The 19,910-nt window shown below is 56.0% G+C and carries 20 protein-coding genes; 13 read left to right on the forward strand and 7 right to left on the reverse strand.

Features of this window, described 5'->3' with window-relative positions:
- Positions 1-3 precede the first annotated feature (3 nt).
- The 7 genes from AB4Y97_RS18755 (at position 4) to AB4Y97_RS18785 (ending at position 7,489) form a co-directional block, all read left to right on the forward strand.
- Positions 4-474 carry an aminoacyl-tRNA deacylase gene (locus AB4Y97_RS18755; RefSeq protein WP_442000567.1) on the forward strand — a complete coding sequence of 157 codons (471 nt, stop codon included), beginning with the start codon at positions 4-6 and terminating at the stop codon, positions 472-474.
- A gap of 1,225 nt (positions 475-1,699) precedes the next feature.
- Positions 1,700-2,485 (forward strand): hypothetical protein, encoded by a 786-nt coding sequence (locus tag AB4Y97_RS18760; protein WP_442000568.1) that lies wholly within the window; start codon positions 1,700-1,702, stop codon positions 2,483-2,485.
- A gap of 527 nt (positions 2,486-3,012) precedes the next feature.
- Positions 3,013-3,819 carry a cytochrome c oxidase subunit II gene (locus AB4Y97_RS18765; protein ID WP_442000569.1) on the forward strand — a complete coding sequence of 269 codons (807 nt, stop codon included), beginning with the start codon at positions 3,013-3,015 and terminating at the stop codon, positions 3,817-3,819.
- Between the two features lie 109 nt (positions 3,820-3,928).
- Complete coding sequence (ctaD, locus tag AB4Y97_RS18770) at positions 3,929-5,689, forward strand: cytochrome c oxidase subunit I (RefSeq protein WP_442000570.1); 1,761 nt, start codon at positions 3,929-3,931, stop codon at positions 5,687-5,689.
- A gap of 11 nt (positions 5,690-5,700) precedes the next feature.
- Positions 5,701-6,405 (forward strand): cytochrome c oxidase subunit 3, encoded by a 705-nt coding sequence (locus AB4Y97_RS18775; RefSeq protein ID WP_442000571.1) that lies wholly within the window; start codon positions 5,701-5,703, stop codon positions 6,403-6,405.
- Positions 6,406-6,419: 14 nt separating this feature from the next.
- A complete protein-coding gene (locus AB4Y97_RS18780; protein ID WP_442000572.1) occupies positions 6,420-7,142 on the forward strand; it encodes a heme-copper oxidase subunit III family protein in 723 nt (240 codons plus the stop codon).
- Positions 7,143-7,153: 11 nt separating this feature from the next.
- Positions 7,154-7,489: a cytochrome C oxidase subunit IV family protein gene (locus AB4Y97_RS18785; protein ID WP_442000573.1), complete on the forward strand. Its 336-nt coding sequence runs from the start codon at positions 7,154-7,156 to the stop codon at positions 7,487-7,489.
- A gap of 20 nt (positions 7,490-7,509) precedes the next feature.
- Here AB4Y97_RS18785 and AB4Y97_RS18790 read toward each other — a convergent pair whose 3' ends face one another.
- The gene (locus AB4Y97_RS18790) at positions 7,510-8,325 is read right to left on the reverse strand and encodes a DUF2189 domain-containing protein (protein ID WP_442000574.1); all 816 of its coding nucleotides are present in this window, start codon (positions 8,323-8,325) and stop codon (positions 7,510-7,512) included.
- A 291-nt stretch (positions 8,326-8,616) separates the two neighbouring features.
- Between AB4Y97_RS18790 and AB4Y97_RS18795 the strand changes: the two genes are divergently transcribed.
- A complete protein-coding gene (locus AB4Y97_RS18795) occupies positions 8,617-9,666 on the forward strand; it encodes a type III polyketide synthase (RefSeq protein WP_442000607.1) in 1,050 nt (349 codons plus the stop codon).
- On the forward strand, positions 9,666-10,178 hold the full coding sequence (locus tag AB4Y97_RS18800) for an isoprenylcysteine carboxyl methyltransferase family protein (protein ID WP_442000575.1): 513 nt from the start codon (positions 9,666-9,668) through the stop codon (positions 10,176-10,178). Before AB4Y97_RS18795 ends, AB4Y97_RS18800 begins: the two co-directional genes overlap by 1 nt.
- Here AB4Y97_RS18800 and AB4Y97_RS18805 read toward each other — a convergent pair.
- The 4 genes from AB4Y97_RS18805 to AB4Y97_RS18820 form a co-directional block, all read right to left on the reverse strand.
- A complete protein-coding gene (locus tag AB4Y97_RS18805; RefSeq protein WP_442000576.1) occupies positions 10,158-10,991 on the reverse strand; it encodes an anti-sigma factor in 834 nt (277 codons plus the stop codon). The two genes, AB4Y97_RS18800 and AB4Y97_RS18805, sit on opposite strands and share 21 nt — an antisense overlap.
- A complete protein-coding gene (locus AB4Y97_RS18810) occupies positions 10,988-11,521 on the reverse strand; it encodes an RNA polymerase sigma factor (RefSeq protein WP_442000577.1) in 534 nt (177 codons plus the stop codon). Before AB4Y97_RS18810 ends, AB4Y97_RS18805 begins: the two co-directional genes overlap by 4 nt.
- A 98-nt stretch (positions 11,522-11,619) precedes the next feature.
- Entirely contained in the window at positions 11,620-12,183 is a 564-nt protein-coding gene (locus AB4Y97_RS18815; protein ID WP_442000578.1) for a DoxX family protein, read from the reverse strand.
- A gap of 228 nt (positions 12,184-12,411) precedes the next feature.
- Complete coding sequence (locus AB4Y97_RS18820) at positions 12,412-12,873, reverse strand: Lrp/AsnC family transcriptional regulator (RefSeq protein WP_442000579.1); 462 nt, start codon at positions 12,871-12,873, stop codon at positions 12,412-12,414.
- Between the two features lie 280 nt (positions 12,874-13,153).
- Here AB4Y97_RS18820 and AB4Y97_RS18825 point away from each other — a divergent pair, with 280 nt between their 5' ends.
- From AB4Y97_RS18825 to AB4Y97_RS18840, 4 genes are read left to right on the forward strand one after another with little or no spacing between them, the layout of a single operon-like run.
- Entirely contained in the window at positions 13,154-14,197 is a 1,044-nt protein-coding gene (locus AB4Y97_RS18825; RefSeq protein ID WP_442000580.1) for a sulfate ABC transporter substrate-binding protein, read from the forward strand.
- A gap of 20 nt (positions 14,198-14,217) precedes the next feature.
- Positions 14,218-15,078, forward strand: a complete 861-nt coding sequence (cysT, locus tag AB4Y97_RS18830) for a sulfate ABC transporter permease subunit CysT (protein WP_442000581.1) — start codon at positions 14,218-14,220, stop codon at positions 15,076-15,078.
- A complete protein-coding gene (cysW, locus tag AB4Y97_RS18835; protein ID WP_442000582.1) occupies positions 15,071-15,928 on the forward strand; it encodes a sulfate ABC transporter permease subunit CysW in 858 nt (285 codons plus the stop codon). The genes cysT and cysW overlap by 8 nt, the downstream gene beginning before the upstream one ends.
- A gap of 8 nt (positions 15,929-15,936) precedes the next feature.
- Positions 15,937-16,977 carry a sulfate/molybdate ABC transporter ATP-binding protein gene (locus AB4Y97_RS18840; RefSeq protein WP_442000583.1) on the forward strand — a complete coding sequence of 347 codons (1,041 nt, stop codon included), beginning with the start codon at positions 15,937-15,939 and terminating at the stop codon, positions 16,975-16,977.
- 116 nt (positions 16,978-17,093) lie between these two features.
- On the opposite strand, the gene AB4Y97_RS18845 is transcribed toward AB4Y97_RS18840, so the two are convergent.
- Both AB4Y97_RS18845 and AB4Y97_RS18850 read right to left on the reverse strand, forming a co-directional pair.
- Positions 17,094-18,857 (reverse strand): GMC family oxidoreductase, encoded by a 1,764-nt coding sequence (locus AB4Y97_RS18845; RefSeq protein WP_442000584.1) that lies wholly within the window; start codon positions 18,855-18,857, stop codon positions 17,094-17,096.
- A gap of 14 nt (positions 18,858-18,871) precedes the next feature.
- The gene (locus AB4Y97_RS18850; RefSeq protein ID WP_442000585.1) at positions 18,872-19,879 is read right to left on the reverse strand and encodes a gluconate 2-dehydrogenase subunit 3 family protein; all 1,008 of its coding nucleotides are present in this window, start codon (positions 19,877-19,879) and stop codon (positions 18,872-18,874) included.
- Positions 19,880-19,910: the final 31 nt, after the last annotated feature.

The raw sequence follows: 19,910 nt of genomic DNA on the forward strand, positions 1-19,910 counted from the left end.
ATCATGGCTATTGCATCAACACTCCAAAGATATCTTGCCGATCAGGGCATAGGATATGATCTCATCACTCACGAGCCGACGACGTCATCGACGCGTACGGCCGAGGCTGGTCATGTTTCAGGAAATTCTCTCGTCAAAGGCATCGTGCTCAGCACTGATGATGGCTATATGCTAGCCATTCTGCCCGCTTCGCGTCACATTCAGCTATCCGATCTCAGGACGGAACTGGGCCATGAGGTCCATTTGGCGACAGAGCAGGAAATCGAGGAAGTTTTCCGCGATTGCGATCGGGGAGCGATTCCACCTGTCGGCGCCTGCTATGGGTTGAATGTCATCATCGACGACAGTCTCGATCGGCACTCCGATCTCTACTTCGAGGCTGGTGACCACGCAACGTTGGTTCATATGAAAGGAGTCGAATTCGCGCGGTTGAACCCCAATGCGCAGCACGGGTCTTTTAGCACCCCGAATTAAGGGCATAGCATTGATGATTCAGGAGGCACGTACGGAAGCTCAGCAAGGATCCGGACCCTTCCCGTGCGACTGTTCTCCGCGGGCCTTATGGCGGCGTTGCCGCATTCTCCCTTGGTAGCTCCAGGGAGGATAGAGTAACGGTGCGGCGTGCAGGTGGTCCATGGAGTCGGATGACATCAAACGCAGCGTCGAGGAGTAGCTCTATTGGGATCCAGAGATCGAACCGTCAGCCGGAACTCCGGTTGTTCGCCGTTGGTGAATCCGACCCAGCGGATGTCGTTCGAATTGTAGAGAAGCACATGGGGGCTGGCGATGATTTAATGGCCAGGATTGTCGCCCCTTGTCCGAACGGAGTGTCTTCAATTTCGGACTTGCACCTGGCGAGGTCATGGAGATGACGTCGTAGCAACGCCGGAAAATTATCTTGCCGACGATCCTATGGTGATCCTGAAGATCAGGAGGACGGGCAATGAGTGAAAAGCGGATTCTTGAGGGAGGCCATCGGATCGGATTGCGAGCTTTGCTTGAGGCGCGCTTGCGGAGGCAGGAGAAGAGAGCGCTGATGCGTGAGGAGTCGACAGATCTGAAAGAAGAGGCTGTCTCTGAAAATTCAAGCACTCCCGAATCCCAGATCCGTGTGGAGGATGAGACTTAGTTTCAACGGAGTTTATTCCATCAGGTGAGCATCTCTGGTGCTTGCATGTTGGTCAGCTTCAGCGGATTCTTGCTGCGTATGAAGCTTCGAAGTTCACTTCCTCGCATGCTGGTTCAATTCGCCAGGTCCTCTCTCGTGAGCTCGACATCTCCCCTTAGCGATATGCGTCGCAATGAACCGATTTTGTTCTATGGTTATTCATGCTCTGACGGCTCTTCTCATGACGTCGACCGCTTTCGTCGTTAGGCCGCCTGCTTTCATCGGTCCAGATGATCCTTACTCGTGGCTGATCTAACATGACTCCTTCGCGCCACCAGCGGATCTACTGGCGATCTTGCGTGGTGGTTCTGATGTATCGTTGTCGCCATCTGCGCAGATAAGCGCATGCTGCGCGTCATTGTATTACGTGGCATGATCGCCCATTAAAGGCGCGTTTCAGTGCTGGTTTTCAGCCGTGGATCGGATCCTGACCATCAGGGTTAACCTGTCGACGATCTTTACCTCCAGATAGCGCTTAATCCATTTGCCGATTCAGAATTTGAACTCTAGGTAAGGCGGAGAGTTTTGCTATTGCCGAGGAACACCCTCCGTATGATTACAACCCGACGTTTTCTCATGGCTTCTTCTCTGGCGCGGCTGATCCGGAAGGAGCGAGGCGGTGCGCGCGTCACCGAAGGACACTTTCCCAATCAAGCCGATCGCAGTTCGTATGTTCATATCGAAGGCGACCAAGGCAGCCTTGTGCTGATCACGACCGGGCACGGCGCACCCACAGAGGAGCGCACCGCAGTTCCGCGCTCGCATGCGGAAGCCCTTCTCGATGTGACGCCGGGCAAAGTTGACTATGTTCGTACGAGTCTATCCATTGGTCCCCGCGAGGTTCGCATCAGCCGCTTCGTGACGCCAGGCCCCCTTGACCTGATCACAGTCGATTTCGAGACAGAGGAGGAGGCGAAGGAATTCCGTCCTCTGCCGTGGTTCGGGCCTGAAGTGACGACAGAGACTGCCTATTACAATCGATCTATCGCCCTCGACGGCCTGCCGTCAGAGACTGACGTACCACTCTCGAATATGGCTCTGAACAGCCTGCTCGACACTCTTGAGAACCGTTTCGGCTCTTCCAGATCGTTTTCCTATGCCCAGGTGGTTGCAAGTCCACCTGACCCCCGCGAGCCGCGCCGCCGTTCGGCAGTTGCTTCTGAAAAAGTAGGGGCCTCGCAAGCCGGAATATCCTCGGGGGGAAGGTCGGTTTCACCAGGTAACGCCGAGGACGGCGAGAAGGATGGGTTGAACCTCGATATCGAGGACAGCGTCATCCGCGAACTCGCACGCTCCTTGCGACCGCAACAGCGATAGACGTGACAGGCCTTTTTTCCCAAAAGCGTCTTTCAATCGGCGTCGGACAATTTGTCCGACGCCGATTGATTTCTAAAAACTCCTGGGCCAGCCGGGGGCAGGGTTGCGCAAGGCTGAGGTTTGCTGTTTGTGCCTGACCTGACGGTCTGATTGCTTAAGTTGAGCAAGACTTTGTTGCCAATTGACAGCTGGTTCGGCAAGTACAATGATTTAATAATGAGTAGTACCTCTGCGGGATCCGGTTTTATTGCCATTCCCGCAAGACAGCAGAGTACGACATGGCGAGAGCAACCAAGGTCTGCTGTTAGCACGATCAGGTCGTGTTGCTATTGGCGGGATTGATCCGTAGTTTGGAAAAAATTTGGGCTGACAGTCGACATCGAGTTGCAGAAGACTATTTACGAACTTGAAGTACTTGGACCTAAAAGGGTCTGAATCTGGGTTATGTTCGTCATTCTTAGGGACATTGCCGGAACGAGAGTTGCCTAACAGTTCATATCCGCCTCAAGAGGCAGGGATGAGTAGAGATGGCTATAGCGCTCGTACTCGTTGTGATCGTCGTAGGCTCGGTTTTATTCCACTTCCTGAGCCCGTGGTGGTGGACGCCGATTGCCTCGAACTGGCGTTATATCGATGACACGATCATTGTCACATTCTGGATCACCGGGGCCGTCTTCGTTGCCGTCGTTCTGTTCATGGCCTACTGCACGTTCCGATTTCGGCATCGAGAGGGACAGCAGGCGGCCTATGAACCTGAGAATAAAAAGCTTGAGGGCTGGCTTACCATCGTGACAGCGGTGGGTGTCGCAGCGATGCTGACACCCGGTTTGTTCGTTTGGAAACAGTTCGTGACGGTTCCAGCGGAAGCCTCCGATGTTGAAGTCGTAGGCCAGCAATGGCAATGGAGCTTCCGTCTTCCGGGGAAAGACGGCCGGCTGGGAACCTCCGATACGCGCAATGTCAGTCCCGATAATCCTCTGGGCTTGAACCGGAACGACCCCAACGGTCAAGACGATGTGGTGATCGAGGGAGGGGAGTTGCATCTCCCACTCGGCAAACCGGTGAAGGCACTGCTTCGCTCCATCGATGTCGTGCATGATTTCTATGTGCCTGAGTTTCGCGCCAAAATGGATCTGGTGCCGGGACAGGTCAGCTACTTCTGGATTATTCCAACGAGAGCGGGGACGTTCGAGATTCTCTGTGCGGAGTTGTGCGGGGTCGGGCATCCGCAGATGCGGGGTACCGTCGTGGTGGAGCCAGAGAGCGAATACCAAGCTTGGCTTCAGGAGCAGTCGCAGCGCACATTTGCGCGTCTGTCGAATCCGACAAAGTAAAGGGCATTTTCAATAGGGATTTAAGCTGGCCGCTTTGGCAGGAGAGGAATGGCAGCATGCAACCGAGACGCATCGAGCCTGACGGTAAGAAAGCGAGGAGGACGCTCTGATGGTCGATGTTCCCCTTGGTGCAGCTGGAGTTATGCCTGCGGACGCCGTCGAAGATGTCGAGCTTTACCATCCAAGGAGCTGGGTGACGAAGTACGTCTTCAGCCAGGATGCCAAAGTTATCGCCATTCAATACTCGATGACGGCGATGGCTGTGGGCCTTGTCGCACTCGTTCTATCCTGGCTGATGCGGCTGCAGCTCGGCTTTCCCGGGACCTTTTCCTTCATTGATGTAAATAGTTACTACCAGTTCATCACCATGCACGGCATGATGATGGTAGTCTATGTGCTCACTGCTCTGTTCCTGGGTGGGTTCGGCAATTACCTCATCCCGCTCATGGTCGGTGCCAGGGACATGGTTTTTCCTTATGCGAATATGTTGAGCTATTGGCTCTACCTGCTCGCGGTATTCGTGTTGATGGCGAGTTTCTTCATGCCCGGCGGACCGACGGGTGCTGGTTGGACACTCTATCCGCCACAAGCCGTCCTATCCGGAACGCCAGGGCAGGACTGGGGCATCATCCTGATGCTGGTTTCGCTGATCATTTTCATCATTGGCTTCACCATGGGCGGCTTGAACTACGTTGTGACCGTGCTGCAGGCTCGTGCGCGCGGCATGACGCTGATGCGTCTGCCCTTGACGGTCTGGGGAATTTTCACCGCCAGTATCATGGCTCTGCTTGCGTTTCCGGCCCTGTTCGTTGGGGCGGTGATGATGCTGTTCGATAGGCTCTTGGGAACGAGCTTCTTCATGCCTTCCCTTGTCGAGATGGGGCAACAGCTGAATCATACCGGTGGAAGCCCACTCCTGTTCCAGCACCTTTTCTGGTTCTTTGGCCACCCTGAGGTTTACATCGTCGCTCTGCCGGCCTTCGGCATCGTCTCGGATCTCATCAGCACCCATGCGAGGAAGAACATCTTCGGCTATCGCATGATGGTGTGGGCCATCGTCGCGATTGGCGCGCTCAGCTTCGTGGTCTGGGCGCACCACATGTATGTCAGCGGCATGAACCCTTACTTCGGGTTCTTTTTTGCCACGACCACACTCATCATCGCTGTACCGACAGCGATCAAGGTCTATAACTGGGTGCTAACTCTGTGGCAGGGCAACATCCATTTCACAACCCCGATGCTGTTCGCTCTTGGCTTTATCGTGGCCTTCGTGAATGGGGGGCTCACAGGCTTGTTCCTCGGCAACGTCGTTGTGGATGTTCCGCTCTCGGATACCATGTTCGTGGTCGCCCATTTCCACATGGTGATGGGTGTGGCGCCCATCCTCGTGATTTTCGGCGGGATTTATCATTGGTATCCCAAAGTGACTGGGCGCATGATGAGCGAGGCGCTTGGCAAGTTTCACTTCTGGGTTACATTTCTTGGAGCTTATGCGATCTTCTTCCCAATGCATTATCTCGGGTTGATGGGCGTGCCACGCCGATACTACGAACTGGGAGAGATAGCTTTTATCCCACCATCCGCGCATACGTTGAACGCGTTCATCAGCATTGCGGCGTTAGTCGTAGGCATTGCCCAATTTGCTTTCTTCTTCAATCTGTTCTGGAGTTTGTTCAAGGGGAGGATAGCCGGAGGTAATCCTTGGAAGGCGACGACGCTTGAGTGGCAGACGCCTGAAACACCTCCGCCTCATGGCAATTGGGGGCGGGAGCTGCCGGTGGTCTATCGCTGGGCTTATGATTACAGTGTGCCGGGCGCTGCGCAGGATTTCGTTCCGCAAAATCATCCCGTCATTCCACGCTCTACTTAGGAAATTTTGCGATGAGCAGCATTGTCATATTTCTGGCAGTGATCGCTTCAATTAGCGGATGGTGGCTCTCTCGTCAGAGACTGACGGCCAAGCCCTGGCTTGAGGAAGGGGATACCAGTGCTTTTCCTGGCACTGATGCCTTGGCTCTGTCTCCAACGACAGTTGGGTTAGGCGTCTTTCTTGCTGTCGTCGGCTCCCTATTTGCCCTGCTGATCAGCGCCTACTCCATTCGGATGGGTATGGAGGACTGGCGAGCTTTGCCGCTGCCGCGGCTGTTATGGTTCAACACAGGAGCGCTGGTTCTCGGCAGTTGCGCATTGCTTTGGGCGCAGGTTTCCGTACGCCGGCAGGAGATGGACGGCGTAAAGGTGAGCCTTCTAGCCGGTGGCTTTTTCACGGTTATTTTCTTGATTGGCCAGATTGCGGCATGGCGTCAATTGGTCGTCGGCGGCTATTTCCTCTCCACCAATCCCGCCAACACCTTCTTCTACCTGATCACCGGCTTGCACGGTTTGCACGTGTTAGGCGGTTTGGCAGCTTTGGGACGAACGGCTGACAAGGTGTGGCGAGGCACCGATATCCGACGGATTCGCCTGAGTGTGGAGTTGTGCGCCGTCTACTGGCACTTCCTGTTGTTCATTTGGCTCATCCTGCTGAGCTTGCTTACAGGTTGGGCGGGTGACTTTATCGCTGTCTGTCGCGGTTTCCTTTCTTAGAGAGGATAAGTTCGATGGTAGAAACTGCAGCGCCGAATATCGGGCAGTCTCTTACGCAGCCTACCGGCTGGCAAAGCGTGACTGCCGACTTATCCTCGGACCGGCGGGCGTTCAAAAACGTTTCCTGGGGAAAGGCCATGATGTGGATCTTTCTCCTTAGCGACACCTTCATTTTCAGCTGCTTTCTGATTTCTTATATGACAACGCGCATGTCCACGACCGTGCCTTGGCCCAATCCAAGCGAGGTCTTCGCGCTGACCATCGGCGGAAGGGCGCTGCCTCTCATTCTGATTGCCATCATGACCTTCGTGCTGATCAGCAGCAGCGGGACGATGGCGATGGCAGTCAATTACGGTTACCGCCGCGACCGGGTCAGAACGGCTCTTCTGATGCTTGTGACGGCGGCGTTCGGCGCCACCTTCGTTGGGATGCAGGCTTTTGAGTGGACCAAGCTGATCGGTGAAGGCGTTCGGCCGTGGGGAAATCCCTGGGGCGCCGCCCAGTTCGGCTCAAATTTCTTCATGATCACGGGCTTCCATGGCACGCATGTCACCATTGGTGTGATCTTTCTAATCATCACTGCGCGCAAGGTCTGGCGTGGAGATTTCGACAACGAGAGACGAGGGTTCTTCACCAGTCGAAGGGGGCATTATGAGAATGTCGAGATCATGGGCCTCTACTGGCACTTCGTCGACTTGGTATGGGTCTTCATCTTTGCTCTTTTCTATCTCTGGTAGGAGTGACGGATATGGCACGAGCAATGGCGCAGGTTGAAGGACAGCATCACCCGATCAAGCTCTATCTGGTGGTCTGGGCATGGCTGTTCGTTCTGAGCACGTTCTCTTATCTCGTCGACTACTTCGACTTGCAAGGTTCACTCAGATATTCCCTGATCCTGTTGTTCATGGTGCTGAAGGCAGGCTTGATTGTCGCGATTTTCATGCACTTGGCTTGGGAGAGGTTGACGCTGATCTACGCTATTCTGGTTCCGCTTTCGGCTGTGCTTGTCTTCGTCGCCATCATGGTTTTCGAATCCAATTACACGTTTCTTACACGTATTGCGTTCTTCCGGGCGGGCTCCTAGTGCTGTAGCGGGTACTTACGTCACGCGGCGACCGCTGCTGACGATGGCTCGACGAGCTTGCGGTAGAGGTGCCAAGTCGCATGGCCCAGAACCGGCATCACGATGGCGAGACCGACGAGAAGCGGTATGGAGCCTATCACAAGGGCAGTGGCAACGATCAAACCCCATAAAGCTATCATGAAGGGATTCGTCAGCGCAGCCCTGATAGACGTTTGGAGCGCGACGGCCGCACCCACATCACGGTCAAGCAGCAGCGGAAAGGAAATGACGCTGATGCTTAAGACCACTGCCGCGAAGATGAAGCCTATGGCGTTGCCGAGGATGATCAATGTCCAGCCTTCGGAGGAGGTCAGTACCTGATGGAAGAAGCTTGAATAGGACGTAGGCGCTATTGGACCAAAGAGCGCCTCGTAAAGCGATCTCGCTACGGCTAGCCACGCGAGAAAGATTATCAGGAGAAGGATGCCCAGAGCGACGATGGATGGAATCGAGGGCGAGCGCAGCACATCGAAGGCATGATGCCAGGAGGTGTCGAGACCGAGTTCCCGTCGACGGCTGATTTCATAGAGACCTATCGCTGCGAACGGACCGACGAGGGCGAAACCCGTCACGAGGGGGTAAAGCAGGGGCAGGGCGTTATTGCTGAAGCTGAGTGCCGCTAGGCAGATACCGAAAATCGGGTAGATCAGTCCGAGAAAGGCGAGATGAGACGGCATCGCAAGAAAGTCGTCGAGGCCTTTAACCAAAGCATCTTTGATATCGGCGAGTCCGATTTTACGCACAACCGGGTGGGCGGGAGTTGCCTCTGCTCCGGCAATTACGTGAAAATTCGCCATAACCGTTCCTCCTGAACCGGTTCGACAAGATTCAGGCCGCAATGGCGCCTTGCATAAACAACGGACCACGCACAATCGCGACCGATACTTCTATAATTATACGCTTCCGGTTGGGCTTTGTCGCCTCTTGCTTGGTCGAGACACACCATCCGGCATGTTCCTCGCCGTTATCAACAATTTGTGATCACATCATTGGCGCGGGTGGCTGGAGTGTTTTCTCCAGCGGTCCATTTCGCAAGGCAACAGGTTTGCGAAATAGCGGCCTCTAGTTTGCGGGAAGGAAACCCTGTGATTCAATTCCCTAGCCTCATCTCCATCGCGACGGCGGTTCCGGAGCATGTTCTCCTGCAGACGGAGGCCGCTGCCGCTGCCGGAACCTTGTTTTCCGAACGGTACAGTGATTACGAGCGTGTATCTCGCGTTTTTCAAACGGCAGGTATTCACAAACGTCATGTGGTCCGCCCGTTGGAATGGTTCTTCGAGCCGCATGGTTGGCCAGAGAGAACAGCGGCTTATCTCGATGGCGCTCTTCAATTGTTCATCAGGGCGGCGACTGTGGCGCTTGAAAAAGCTGGGCTCAATGCGCGCGAGATCGACACGATCGTCACTGTTTCATCAACGGGAATCGCGACCCCCAGCCTGGAAGCGCATGCACATGGACCGATGGGCTTTCGTGAAGACGTTCATCGGGTCCCAGTTTTTGGCCTGGGATGTGCCGGTGGCGCGACAGGGCTGTCCGTTGCGGCCAAGCTTGCGCAGGCACGACCTGGAACCAACGTTCTCTTCGTCGCGGTTGAACTTTGCTCCCTGGCGTTCCGCCTCGATGAGTTGACCAAAGCGAATATCGTCGCCACAGCATTGTTTGGAGACGGGGCAGCAGCCTGCATTCTCCGCGCCGGTGAGAAGGGAATCGCCGAGGTTGAAGCCTCTGGTGAACATACTTGGCCGAACACGCTCGATATCATGGGCTGGAGTGTGGATCCGCAAGGGTTTGGAGTGATCTTCGCTCGGGCCATCCCGCCCTTCGCTGAGGCTCATATCGGGCCAGCAGTCTCAGGCATTCTGGAGCGGGCTGGCCTGGGCATGTCCGATGTCGATCGTTTCGTCTGCCATCCGGGTGGTAAGAAAGTCATCACCGCGCTCGAGCGGGCACTTTCTCTTGATCAGGGCTCGCTCGATCATGAACGGGCGGTCCTCTCAGATTATGGCAACATGTCGGCGCCGACGGTTTTGTTCGTGCTGGAGAGAGTGGTCCAGGCCGGTTTGCCTCATCGTTCTGTAATCAGTGCCCTCGGTCCCGGATTTACTGCGAGTTGCGTCTCCCTGAAAAAGGCTGCGTGATGTTGGCGTTTCTCATCCTGGCTTTCGTCACGATGGAGCGGTTGTCGGAGCTTTGGTTTGCCCATCGCAATACAAAACGTCTTCTCAAGTACGGTGCCCTCGAGACTGCGCCGGGGCATTATCCTTTGATCGTTACGCTCCATGCGGCATGGCTTGGCGGCTTGTGGTTCCTTGCCTGGGATCGGCCTGTCAGTCCCGTGTGGCTGGCCGTATTTGTCATTCTGCAGATCTTAAGAGTTTGGATACTTCTGACCCTCGGGCGCCGGTGGACCACGCGCATCATTGTCATGCCCGGCGAGGCGCTCGTGCGCAAAGGACCCTACCGCCTGATGTCGCACCCTAATTATGCGGTCGTCATCGGGGAAATCGCCGTTCTTCCTCTTGTCTTCGGGCTGGCATGGTATGCGCTGATCTTCACGTTTCTGAACGGGCTTATTCTTACCATCCGCATTCGGGCCGAGAATATCGCCTTGTCAGCCGCAAGGCGCTCGCTATCCGGCGAGCCGATTTGAAAGATCGTCTGCGAGTTCCTGAAGACGGTTTGCCGGCGCCCGGCCGATCAACATGAAGTGCCGGCCGTCCTTCGACCAGTAGACGACATTGAAGCCAAAGCGCTGCTCCACATGATGAGTGGCATCTCTGCCATTGTCCGGATAGATGCACAGGGCCATGGGACCGCTATCAGGATCAAGGTAGGAAATCTGGCCGAGCGGCTTGCCGTCGTATTCGAGGAGTTGAGCGCGTTTGAACGATAGGCCGGACAGCATGACCTTTTGCGATGAAAGGGGTAGTTTCAGCTTACTCCCGATCGCTGCAAGTTCCCGTTCTCGCATGCTTGCATCGTCCGGAATGCTGGCGAGAGTTTCCGACGTATAGAGAGTCAGATACTCCGCCACCGCCTGTCGCCAGTCGTCATCGCTGGATTGGCTCTCAATCGAAATCAGGTCGTGAACGTCCCTGCTCAAGATAGGCAATACTCGATCAGCGCCGACTCCTGCGAAGAATAGCAATATCCCGGCGGCCAATGCACCCATGCCCATCCACCGATGCAGGCGCGCAGGACGGCTTAGCGAAGTTTCCGGAGTTGAAAGAAGATTGCTCAACATCGCTTCCAGCCGTTCCTTCGGGGCTTGGGCAAGAAGAGAGTCGAATGCTTTTTGGAAAGGTCGGTTCCCGCCGGCCAGGATCAGCAATCGCCGTTGCAGGTCCTGACTAGAGGCGAGGCGGTGTGCAAGATTGCTGCGTTCGGTCGATGTGAGTTCGCCATCGAGATATGAAACGAGCTCCGCATCTGCAGGATGGTCCATGTGATCGGCGTCTGTCATGGAAACCTCGCTTCCGGTGCGCTTTCGTCCCGCCTTTCCGCGCCGAGTTTTCCAAGGGCTGCGCGTGCAGCCGCCAAGCGGCTCATGACCGTTCCAATGGGCACGTCGAGAATCTCTGCAGCTTCACGATAGGCTAGACCTTCCACATAAACGAGGAAAACGGCAGCGCGTTGCGGCTCGGGTAGGGCCTGAACCTCCTTTAGAACTTGGGTTTTCAGAACGTTCGATTCGACCTGTTCCGCACCATTAAAGATGAGGGCGGTTTCCGCGTCGACGAGCCCCTCTCCCTGCCGAACGCGGCGTGAGCGTAGTTCGTTGAGCCAGATCGAATGCAGAATCGAGAAAAGCCATCGGTCGACGCGCGTTCCCGGCTCGAACTGATGAGCACGCTCAAGAGCACGTAGGCAGGTGGCCTGCACCAGGTCCTCCGCCACGTCGCGGCGCCCGGCCAGGACGAGGCCGTATCGCCACAGCCGTATCAGCTGGCCGGCCAGAGCTGCTCTCACCTCTTCCTGACCGTTCCTGATCATGCTTTGCGGAGATGGGCTGTATGAGAACCGGCTTCTGGGTAACAGGAATGCAGGTTCCGCACAATGCGACGTACTTCTCTCGGCATGAAAGGCTCCGGTCATCTTGAGTATTCCGGTGTATGGGGAGCAAATGCATGAGATGTGGCTCGCCAACCTATTAGGACATCAAGGGACCAAGCCCCGGGGCCGAAGGCAACAAAGGCCAGGGAACCTCCCACAATGGCAATATTCTTGTAGATATGGGTGAGCTGCTCCGCACCCGTGAAATCCTTATGAAAGAGGAAGGCAGCCAGAAGGCAGAAACCTGCCAAGGTAAAAGCGACAACTTGGGTCAAGGCCTCACCCGGTAGGATTTTGCTGCGCGTCTTCCCGTATCGATGCACGCGCCAGTCATAGGTTCCTCCGCTCGTGCTGGTAGTCATGTCTATGGGGCGCGCATTTCCACTGCAGTTGCCGCCCACGTTCCTGCCGGCACTTCCGCTGCTACATGCCTTAAAGGCAAAAGCCGATGCGATGGCCAACGCTGCGCCAAAGGAGAGAATGACGGCTTTCGCTATCGGACCTGTTTTGTGAACTGCTTCGCTTCGGCTGTGCATCGCAGCTTCCAGCAGGGTTGAGGGACCATGGAGAACACCGGAGGTTTTGGGTTTATTCGAACCCATTGACCCGCAGCGCTTTTCGGGCGGCTCTTTGCTGCCAGGGCAAGTTTGTCAAAAGACAATGGTTCGTAAACATATTTGTGTAAACGGGCCAACGAAAGCAGACCCGGAATAGTAAAAATCTAGACTGCTCTTGATGACAACATGAATACTATTGGGTCATGTCGTCTCCAGCTTAAGGGTGATCCAAAAAAATCTGCTGGGATGGCGCATGCCGGAAATGATGCGCCATCACTCGATTGAGTTGAGGGCATAGGCAGTCGTCGATTTGATGCGCTGCATCGCGAAGCGGGACGTCACGTTCTTGAGGGGAATTGCCTCGATCAACCGCTTATAGAAGCGATCATAGGCTGCCATATCCGCAACGACGACACGAAGCATGTAATCGACATCGCCGGCCATGCGGTAAAATTCCATCACCTCGGGCATATCTGAAACGAATTCTGCAAAGCGCTGAAGCCATGTTCCAGAATGGTCGGATGTTTCAATCGAGACGAAAACCGTCAGGCTCAATCCGATTTTCTCGGGGTTGACTAGAGCAACGCGCTTTTCGATGACGCCACTTGTTTCCAGGCGTTGAATTCTCTTCCAGCACGGCGTTTGCGATAGCCCGACCCTTTGAGCAAGCTCGGCAATAGAGATGCTGGTATCCTCCTGCAAAAGAGCGAGAATCTTAACGTCAATGGCATCCATGTTGGATATTCCAGAGAATATAGATTATAATTCCCTAAAATTGGCAAATTTAGAGAAATATTTTCTTTGTAATTCCGACTTGTCTCGCCAGAGAAATTTTATTCTAATTAGCGACGGTCTTACGTCAATGCGAAATGGGCTCCTTTCTCTGCCGCATCGGCTTTGTCGTGGAAAGGGATACGGTCAGGTTTCAGGTTCACATAACGAAATGATCTAGCCTCGGCGCTATTCTTCTCCAGTAATTGACTCGATTATCCTGGGCCATCTTGCGGATTTCCTCATGAAGGAGGCGAGTATGTGCAGAGGTAACTTTGGCAAGCTCCCACGATGGAAAGCGGTTTTCCTCGCGCTGTTGCCAAGCCTGTTGCTTGGCGGGCCTGCCTATGCCCAAGCGCTTCTGAATGTCTCCTATGATCCAACCCGCGAGCTGTATCGCGATATCAACCGATTGTTTTCTGCAGACTGGAAGGCAAAGACTGGGGAGACGGTCAATATCCGCATGTCTCATGGCGGATCGGGCAGTCAGGCCCGCGCCGTGATTGATGGTTTGGATGCCGACGTGGTTACGTTGGCGCTTGCAGCCGATATCGACGAGATCGCCCAGCGCACGAAGAAGATCCCGGCCGATTGGCAAAAGCGCCTGCCGAGTAATTCATCTCCCTATACCTCGACCATCGTTTTCCTCGTGCGGAAGGGGAACCCGAAAAGCGTCAAGGACTGGGATGATCTGGTGAAGCCCGGTATTCAGATCGTAACGCCGAATCCGAAAACATCCGGTGGTGCGCGCTGGAATTATCTCGCGGCATATGCCTATGCGCTGGAAAAATTCGGCAATGATCAGAAGGCTCAGGAATTTCTTGCTCAAATTTTCAAGAACACGCCGGTTCTCGACACGGGTGCGAGGGGGGCGACTAATACCTTTGCGCGCCGGGGCATCGGCGATGTGCTGCTAGCCTGGGAAAACGAGGCATTCCTCGCCAAGGATGAACTCGGGGCCGACAAATTCGATATTGTCGTCCCGTCCATGTCGATCCTCGCGGAGCCGCCAGTATCGCTCGTCGACGGCAATGTCGATAGAAAAGGCACGCGTAAAGCGGCGCAGGCTTATCTTGAATTTCTCTATACCCCGGAAGCTCAGGCGACGATTGCAAGGCGTTACTACCGGCCGGCCAAGCCCGAATTTGCCGCAAAGGAGGATATAGCCCGCTTTCCGAACGTAAAACTGGTCACTGTCGATCAAGTCTTTGGTGGTTGGGCAGGCGTACAGAAGAAGCACTTCTCTGATGGCGGTATCTTCGACGCCATTTTGAAGGCTAACCGCTGAACATGACCGGGGCTGTCATCATGCCTCGATCTGCGAGTCTCTCCTCGCATCGCAGATTCCGTCAGCCGAGTGCGATCCCCGGTTTTCAGCTCGCATTCGGCTATACACTGACCTATCTCGGTTTGATCGTCCTCATCCCGCTTGCGGCACTAATCGTGCGAGCGTCCTCGCTTGGCATCGAGGGATTGTGGCAGATCTTGTCCGACGAGCGCGTCTTGTCGGCCCTGCGGATCAGCTTCGGCCTCTCATTCGCGGCCGCTGTCCTTGACGCCGTCTTCGGGGCGCTCATAGCCTGGGTGCTCGTGCGTTATTCTTTTCCAGGTCGCAAGCTCATTCATGCCGCCGTCGATTTGCCCTTCGCATTGCCGACAGCCGTTGCCGGCATATCTCTTGCCGCGCTTTACGCGCCCAATGGATGGCTCGGCGAGCCGCTCGCCGAATTGGGGATCAAGGTAGCATATACTCCGCTGGGCATTTTCATTGCGCTTGTCTTCGTAGGGTTGCCCTTTGCAGTCCGAACAGTCGAGCCGCTGATCGAAGAGCTGGACCGCGAGGTCGAAGAGGCCTCGGCCACGCTCGGTGCGACACGCACCCAGACAATATGGCGCGTCATCCTCCCGCCTTTGCTTCCAGCTGTCCTTACTGGCTTCACGCTCGCTTTCGCTCGTGCCGTCGGCGAGTATGGTTCGGTCATCTTTATCGCAGGGAATATTCCCTATGTCTCAGAAATTGCGCCCATCCTGATCGTCATCCGGCTCGAGGAATTCAATTATGCAGGGGCGACAGGCATTGCGGTAATCATGCTCGCGATATCCTTCGTGACACTCCTCACCGTCAATCTTATCCAGGCATGGAGCCGCAAGAGGTTCGGTTATGCTTGACAGATCCAGCCGCCGGCGGGCAACGACGGAAGCCTTCTCAACGCGATTCCTGCTGACCCTCGCGGCCCTAGTATTTCTCGGACTGTTCTTGGTTCTGCCCCTGGTCGTTGTCTTCGTAGAAGCTTTCCGCAATGGAGCGGGGGCCTATTTTACCTCTTTTCAGGAGCCTGACGCGCAGGCAGCCATCAGGCTAACATTGACTGTCGCGGCCATCGCTGTTCCGCTCAATCTGGTCTTCGGCATCGCGGCTTCCTGGGCCGTGGCGAAGTTTGAGTTCCGTGGCAAGAGTCTCTTGATCACGTTCATTGACCTGCCGTTTTCCGTCTCGCCGGTCGTGTCAGGTCTTGTGTTCGTGCTCCTGTTCGGTGCGCAGGGGTATTTTGGATCATGGCTCAAGATGTATGGTGTTCAGGTCATCTTCGCGCTGCCTGGAATTGTCCTGGCTACTGTCTTCGTTACTTTTCCTTTCGTGGCGCGCGAACTCATTCCTCTCATGCAGGATCAGGGAACGACGGACGAGGAGGCCGCGCTCACGCTTGGTGCCAGTGGGTTTATGACCTTTCTGACCGTAACGCTTCCGAATGTGCGCTGGGCGCTCCTCTATGGCGTGTTGCTTTGCAATGCCCGTGCGATGGGTGAATTTGGTGCCGTAGCGGTTGTTTCAGGGCATATTCGTGGAGAAACCAATACCATGCCGCTGCATGTGGAAATTCTCTACAACGAGTATAATTTCGTTGCTGCTTTTGCCGTTGCCTCGCTTCTAGCGCTTCTGGCTCTCGTGACGCTCGCGGCTAAGTCTTTCCTAGAATGGCGCTATGGTGAATCGATCGCTGCGCGAGGGGCGCATTAGGAGGGCCGATGGAGATCCGGGTTGATCACCTGTCCAAGGAGTTCGCCGAGACGTCGGCTCTACGAGACGTCAACCTGACAGTCCATACGGGAGAACTGATGGCCTTGCTTGGTCCCTCCGGTTCCGGCAAGACGACATTGCTGCGCGTCATCGCGGGACTTGAGATGCCGAATGAGGGGCGCATTTTTTTCGGGCAGGAAGATGCGACGCATGTTCCCGTGCAGAAAAGAGGCGTTGGCTTCGTCTTCCAGCATTATGCCTTGTTCCGGCATATGACGGTGATGGAAAACATAGCTTATGGCCTTCGTGTCCGGCCCCGGACAATTCGTCCGCCAAAGACAGAAATACAGGCGCGGGTCCGCAGGCTCCTCGCGCTTGTTCAGCTGGAGGGGTTGGAAAACCGCTATCCTGCGCAGCTCTCGGGTGGTCAACGCCAGCGCGTGGCTCTGGCGCGCGCCTTGGCCGTCGAGCCTCGCGTGCTCTTGCTCGACGAACCTTTCGGGGCGCTTGATGCCAAGGTGCGGAAAGACTTGCGCCGATGGCTGCGAGAAATTCACCGCCATACGGGGCAAACGACCGTTTTCGTCACTCATGATCAGGATGAAGCTCTGGAATTGGCGGACCGGGTCGCGATCCTGAAGGATGGCCGCATCGAGCAGGTCGGGACCCCTGATGAGGTCCATGAGGAGCCTGCCACGCCCTTCGTCATGAGCTTCATCGGCGACACATCAAGCCTGCGCGTAGAGGTGAGGCAGCAGGCGGTCTGGCACGGAGAGATTTGCTTACCCATCGCCCCTGAAGACAGACCCGATGGTCTAGCCGACCTTTACATTCGTCCGTGGGACATCCGTTTCGTCGATGGAGGTGATCCTGCAGCCCTTGCTGGATCGATCACCGCAATGAGACGCTCGGCCTTGGGGCATCGAGCGGAAATCAGGGTCGCGTCAACAGGAGAGACGATTGAGGTCGATGTTCCCGCCGGCTTGAGGCTCGGCCCTGCTGAGGCGGCCTTCCTTAAAATCATGCACGGAAGAATATTTCCTCTTTGAGGCAGCTCATTCTTCAAGCCAAGATCTATGAAAATTTAATGCCAAGTGAACGCTGTTGCTCGGACTGAGAAGCCTATTGCGTGAGGCATACCTATTCCGAAAGCCGACCTTTGCGGTCATATAAGGCGCCCTGGATTGTTGAGATATTTCGACTTCATGGCATCCAGGGAGCGATAGCTCAGCGCCGCGACCGTGTTTGTCGGGTTGTAGCCTGCATTCTGGGGAAAGCTGCACGATCCATGGACGAATACGTTGAGCACATCCCAGCTCTGGAGATAGGTCGTAACGGCTGAGCTCCTGCGATTTGCGCCGAGAACGGCTCCTCCGGTCGTATGTGTCGTCTGATACGGGACGATGCTGAACGGTACCGGCGGCAAAGACACTTTTACATAGGTTGGATTCATCGCGCGGGCGATTTCCGTTGCCTTGTCTGCCAGGAACCGACGCATCTTGAGGTCGTTCTGTGGAAAATCGAACGTAACGCGTGCGAGCGGCATTCCGTATACGTCCCGATAGGTCGGATCGAGATCGATGTAGTTCGTACGCCGCGCCATGCTGGCGCCATGCGTTTGGATGGTGAAGGAGCGATCATACCAGTCGTGGAGTGCTTTCTTCCAGCCGGCGCCCCATCGCGGAGCATCGTCCGGTAAGACTGTCTGCTGGATCGGGCGTGCGCCTGTGGTTTGTCCCAGGATGTATCCACCACCAATAAACCCATGTGGCCGGTGGTCGAAATTGTCACCGTTAAAATCGTCGATGGTCATCCCCATGGCACCGGCACCGGCATAGGCGTTCATCCGCTTGTCGGCGAAGAAGGGGTAGATGTATGCCATGGTCTGATAGGCGAAGTTTCGTCCTACAGTGCCTTGTCCCGTCCTCGCATCGTAAGCGGGACCGATGCCCGACATGAGCATGAGACGGACGTTGTGTACCTGGAACGCACAGAGCAGGACGATATCGGCCGGTTGGAACGTCTCACGGCCGGCGACGTCAAAATAGGTCACGCCGCGTGCCGCCTTGCGATCGGGAGTAAGTTCGACCCGCGTCACGCGGCAGTCGCAACGCAGCTCGAAGTTCGGACTCTTCAGAGCCACAGGCAGGACGGTATTGAAAGGGCTTGCCTTGGACCAGTTGTAGCAGCCGTAGCGTTCGCAGAAGCCGCAATAGGTGCAGGGTCCCATCTGAACGCCGTCGGGAGTTGTATACGAATCCTGGCTCACATTGGAGGCGGGTTGTGGGAAAGGCTTGTAGCCCAGCTTCTTGACCGTATCGCCAAAGAGTCTTGGGCCGTAGCCCTGACGTAAAGGTGGCAGTGGATATTCGCGAGTGCGCGGACCTTCGAAAGGATTGCCGCCTTCTTGGATCGTACCTTTCAGATTGCCAGCCTTTCCAGACGTTCCGCAAACATACTCGAACTTGTCATAATAGGGCTCGAGTTCGTCGTAGGTGATATCCCAATCTTGGATTGTGAGTTCCGGATCGATGAAAGCCTTGCCGTAACGCGCTTCGTTATGGCTCCTCATCTGGAAGTCGGACGGCATAAAGCGCCAATGCTGCCCATTCCAATGGACGCCTGCGCCACCGAGACCCTCGCCGAGCAGAAAAGCGCCCAGCCGGCGCATGGGAAGGGCCGTCTCGCTTGGCTCATTGCGGAAGGTGATCGTATCGAGCGACAGGTCCTGGAACATCTCGCCACGGGAATTCCAACGCAACTCATCCAGTGCGTTGGGAGCCGTGAAGTCGGGAGTGGTATCGCGAAAGCGCCCGCGTTCCAGGCCCACGATCCGCAGACCCGTATCAGCAAGTTCGCGTGCGGCAATGCTGCCGGTCCATCCCATTCCGACAATGACGACATCGACGTGTGGCATCATCCTTGGCATGACGGCCTCCCGCGCTAACCGGCGATCGCGATTGGGTCGATTTTGTAAACCTCGCCGTTGAGCCCGACTGCATCGGTCAGGACAGGATTGGCGCCAGGGAAATTTATCATGCGCCAAGCGGCCATGTTGCGGTTGCCGCCATAAAGCGGGTCGCTAAGATAGCCTTCGGCTGTGTTCTGCCAGAGAATCTGAAAGAAGACGGCCGACGAGATCCCATCAAAATCGATCTTGCCCCCTTCCATCTGTGCCAGAACGTCATCCTGGTCGGCCGGTTCAAGCTCAGCAAAGCGCTTGCCCTTGCTTCCCTGGCACCATCGGTCGAGCGCAAGGAAGCCGATGCGATAAATTTGCGCCGGTGTGAGCGCGACCTGCCACCCTTGCGAAGGTGTGCCGTCGGCCCAGGGTCCTTGCATATACCAGCGCGCGGCGATTCCGAATTGACCGCTAAGCTCCTGGTCGATGAAGGTTACGACGCCCGCTTCTACGCCCCCGGGCCCGACGTCGTCTGCCGGAATGAGGCGATCGACCATGGCGGTGAGAGTCTCGACTTCGGTGCTGGAGAGGAACCGGTAGCCCTGAGGGCCAGTGGGCGGAACCAATTCGGGATGCGGAGCTGCGCTTTGAGGCACGGCTGGTTCGGGTTGCGGATTTGCAGCTGGAGGAGGTGTTTGGGCACCAGCCTTATCGGCCACGAGTGCCGTTGCGGCTGAAAGAGCTATCAGGAAATGGCGCCGCGATGGAGGTGTGGGTTCGTTGTCGGAAGAGGTGCTCATTTCGTGGCTCCCGCTTGCCCCTCGCCGGGAGCCGCGGCCGGAGGCTGCCCAGGAGGCGGTGGTTGTGCGGTTTGGCTGGGGGATGACGATGGATGCCCTGTACTGCTCGACCCAGCGCCACCCGTCGAGCCGGGCAAGGCCGGAGATGAGGCTGGCTCTTGAGAAGCTACCATCGGAGTCGAGAGTTGCAGAGGTGCCAGAACAGGAAGCTGGAGCAGCTGGAGAGCCTGTTTCGTCGCCGCCTCGCATCCTGCCGCGTCTCTCGCCTTGGCTTTACGCT

This window comes from Microvirga sp. 2TAF3, from assembly GCF_052114965.1.
In the GTDB taxonomy this organism is placed as follows: Bacteria; Pseudomonadota; Alphaproteobacteria; order Rhizobiales; family Beijerinckiaceae; genus Microvirga.

Coding starts and splice junctions, on each gene's coding strand:
- AB4Y97_RS18755 (WP_442000567.1), top strand. CDS start 4: ATGGCTATTGCATCAACACTCCAAAGATATCTTGCCGATCAGGGCATA.
- AB4Y97_RS18765 (WP_442000569.1), top strand. CDS start 3,013: ATGGCTATAGCGCTCGTACTCGTTGTGATCGTCGTAGGCTCGGTTTTA.
- ctaD (WP_442000570.1), top strand. CDS start 3,929: ATGGTCGATGTTCCCCTTGGTGCAGCTGGAGTTATGCCTGCGGACGCC.
- AB4Y97_RS18775 (WP_442000571.1), top strand. CDS start 5,701: ATGAGCAGCATTGTCATATTTCTGGCAGTGATCGCTTCAATTAGCGGA.
- AB4Y97_RS18780 (WP_442000572.1), top strand. CDS start 6,420: ATGGTAGAAACTGCAGCGCCGAATATCGGGCAGTCTCTTACGCAGCCT.
- AB4Y97_RS18785 (WP_442000573.1), top strand. CDS start 7,154: ATGGCACGAGCAATGGCGCAGGTTGAAGGACAGCATCACCCGATCAAG.
- AB4Y97_RS18790 (WP_442000574.1), bottom strand. CDS start 8,325: ATGGCGAATTTTCACGTAATTGCCGGAGCAGAGGCAACTCCCGCCCAC.
- AB4Y97_RS18800 (WP_442000575.1), top strand. CDS start 9,666: ATGTTGGCGTTTCTCATCCTGGCTTTCGTCACGATGGAGCGGTTGTCG.
- AB4Y97_RS18805 (WP_442000576.1), bottom strand. CDS start 10,991: ATGACAGACGCCGATCACATGGACCATCCTGCAGATGCGGAGCTCGTT.
- AB4Y97_RS18810 (WP_442000577.1), bottom strand. CDS start 11,521: ATGATCAGGAACGGTCAGGAAGAGGTGAGAGCAGCTCTGGCCGGCCAG.
- AB4Y97_RS18815 (WP_442000578.1), bottom strand. CDS start 12,183: ATGGGTTCGAATAAACCCAAAACCTCCGGTGTTCTCCATGGTCCCTCA.
- AB4Y97_RS18820 (WP_442000579.1), bottom strand. CDS start 12,873: ATGGATGCCATTGACGTTAAGATTCTCGCTCTTTTGCAGGAGGATACC.
- AB4Y97_RS18825 (WP_442000580.1), top strand. CDS start 13,154: ATGAAGGAGGCGAGTATGTGCAGAGGTAACTTTGGCAAGCTCCCACGA.
- cysT (WP_442000581.1), top strand. CDS start 14,218: ATGCCTCGATCTGCGAGTCTCTCCTCGCATCGCAGATTCCGTCAGCCG.
- cysW (WP_442000582.1), top strand. CDS start 15,071: ATGCTTGACAGATCCAGCCGCCGGCGGGCAACGACGGAAGCCTTCTCA.
- AB4Y97_RS18840 (WP_442000583.1), top strand. CDS start 15,937: ATGGAGATCCGGGTTGATCACCTGTCCAAGGAGTTCGCCGAGACGTCG.
- AB4Y97_RS18845 (WP_442000584.1), bottom strand. CDS start 18,857: ATGCCAAGGATGATGCCACACGTCGATGTCGTCATTGTCGGAATGGGA.
- AB4Y97_RS18850 (WP_442000585.1), bottom strand. CDS start 19,879: ATGCGAGGCGGCGACGAAACAGGCTCTCCAGCTGCTCCAGCTTCCTGT.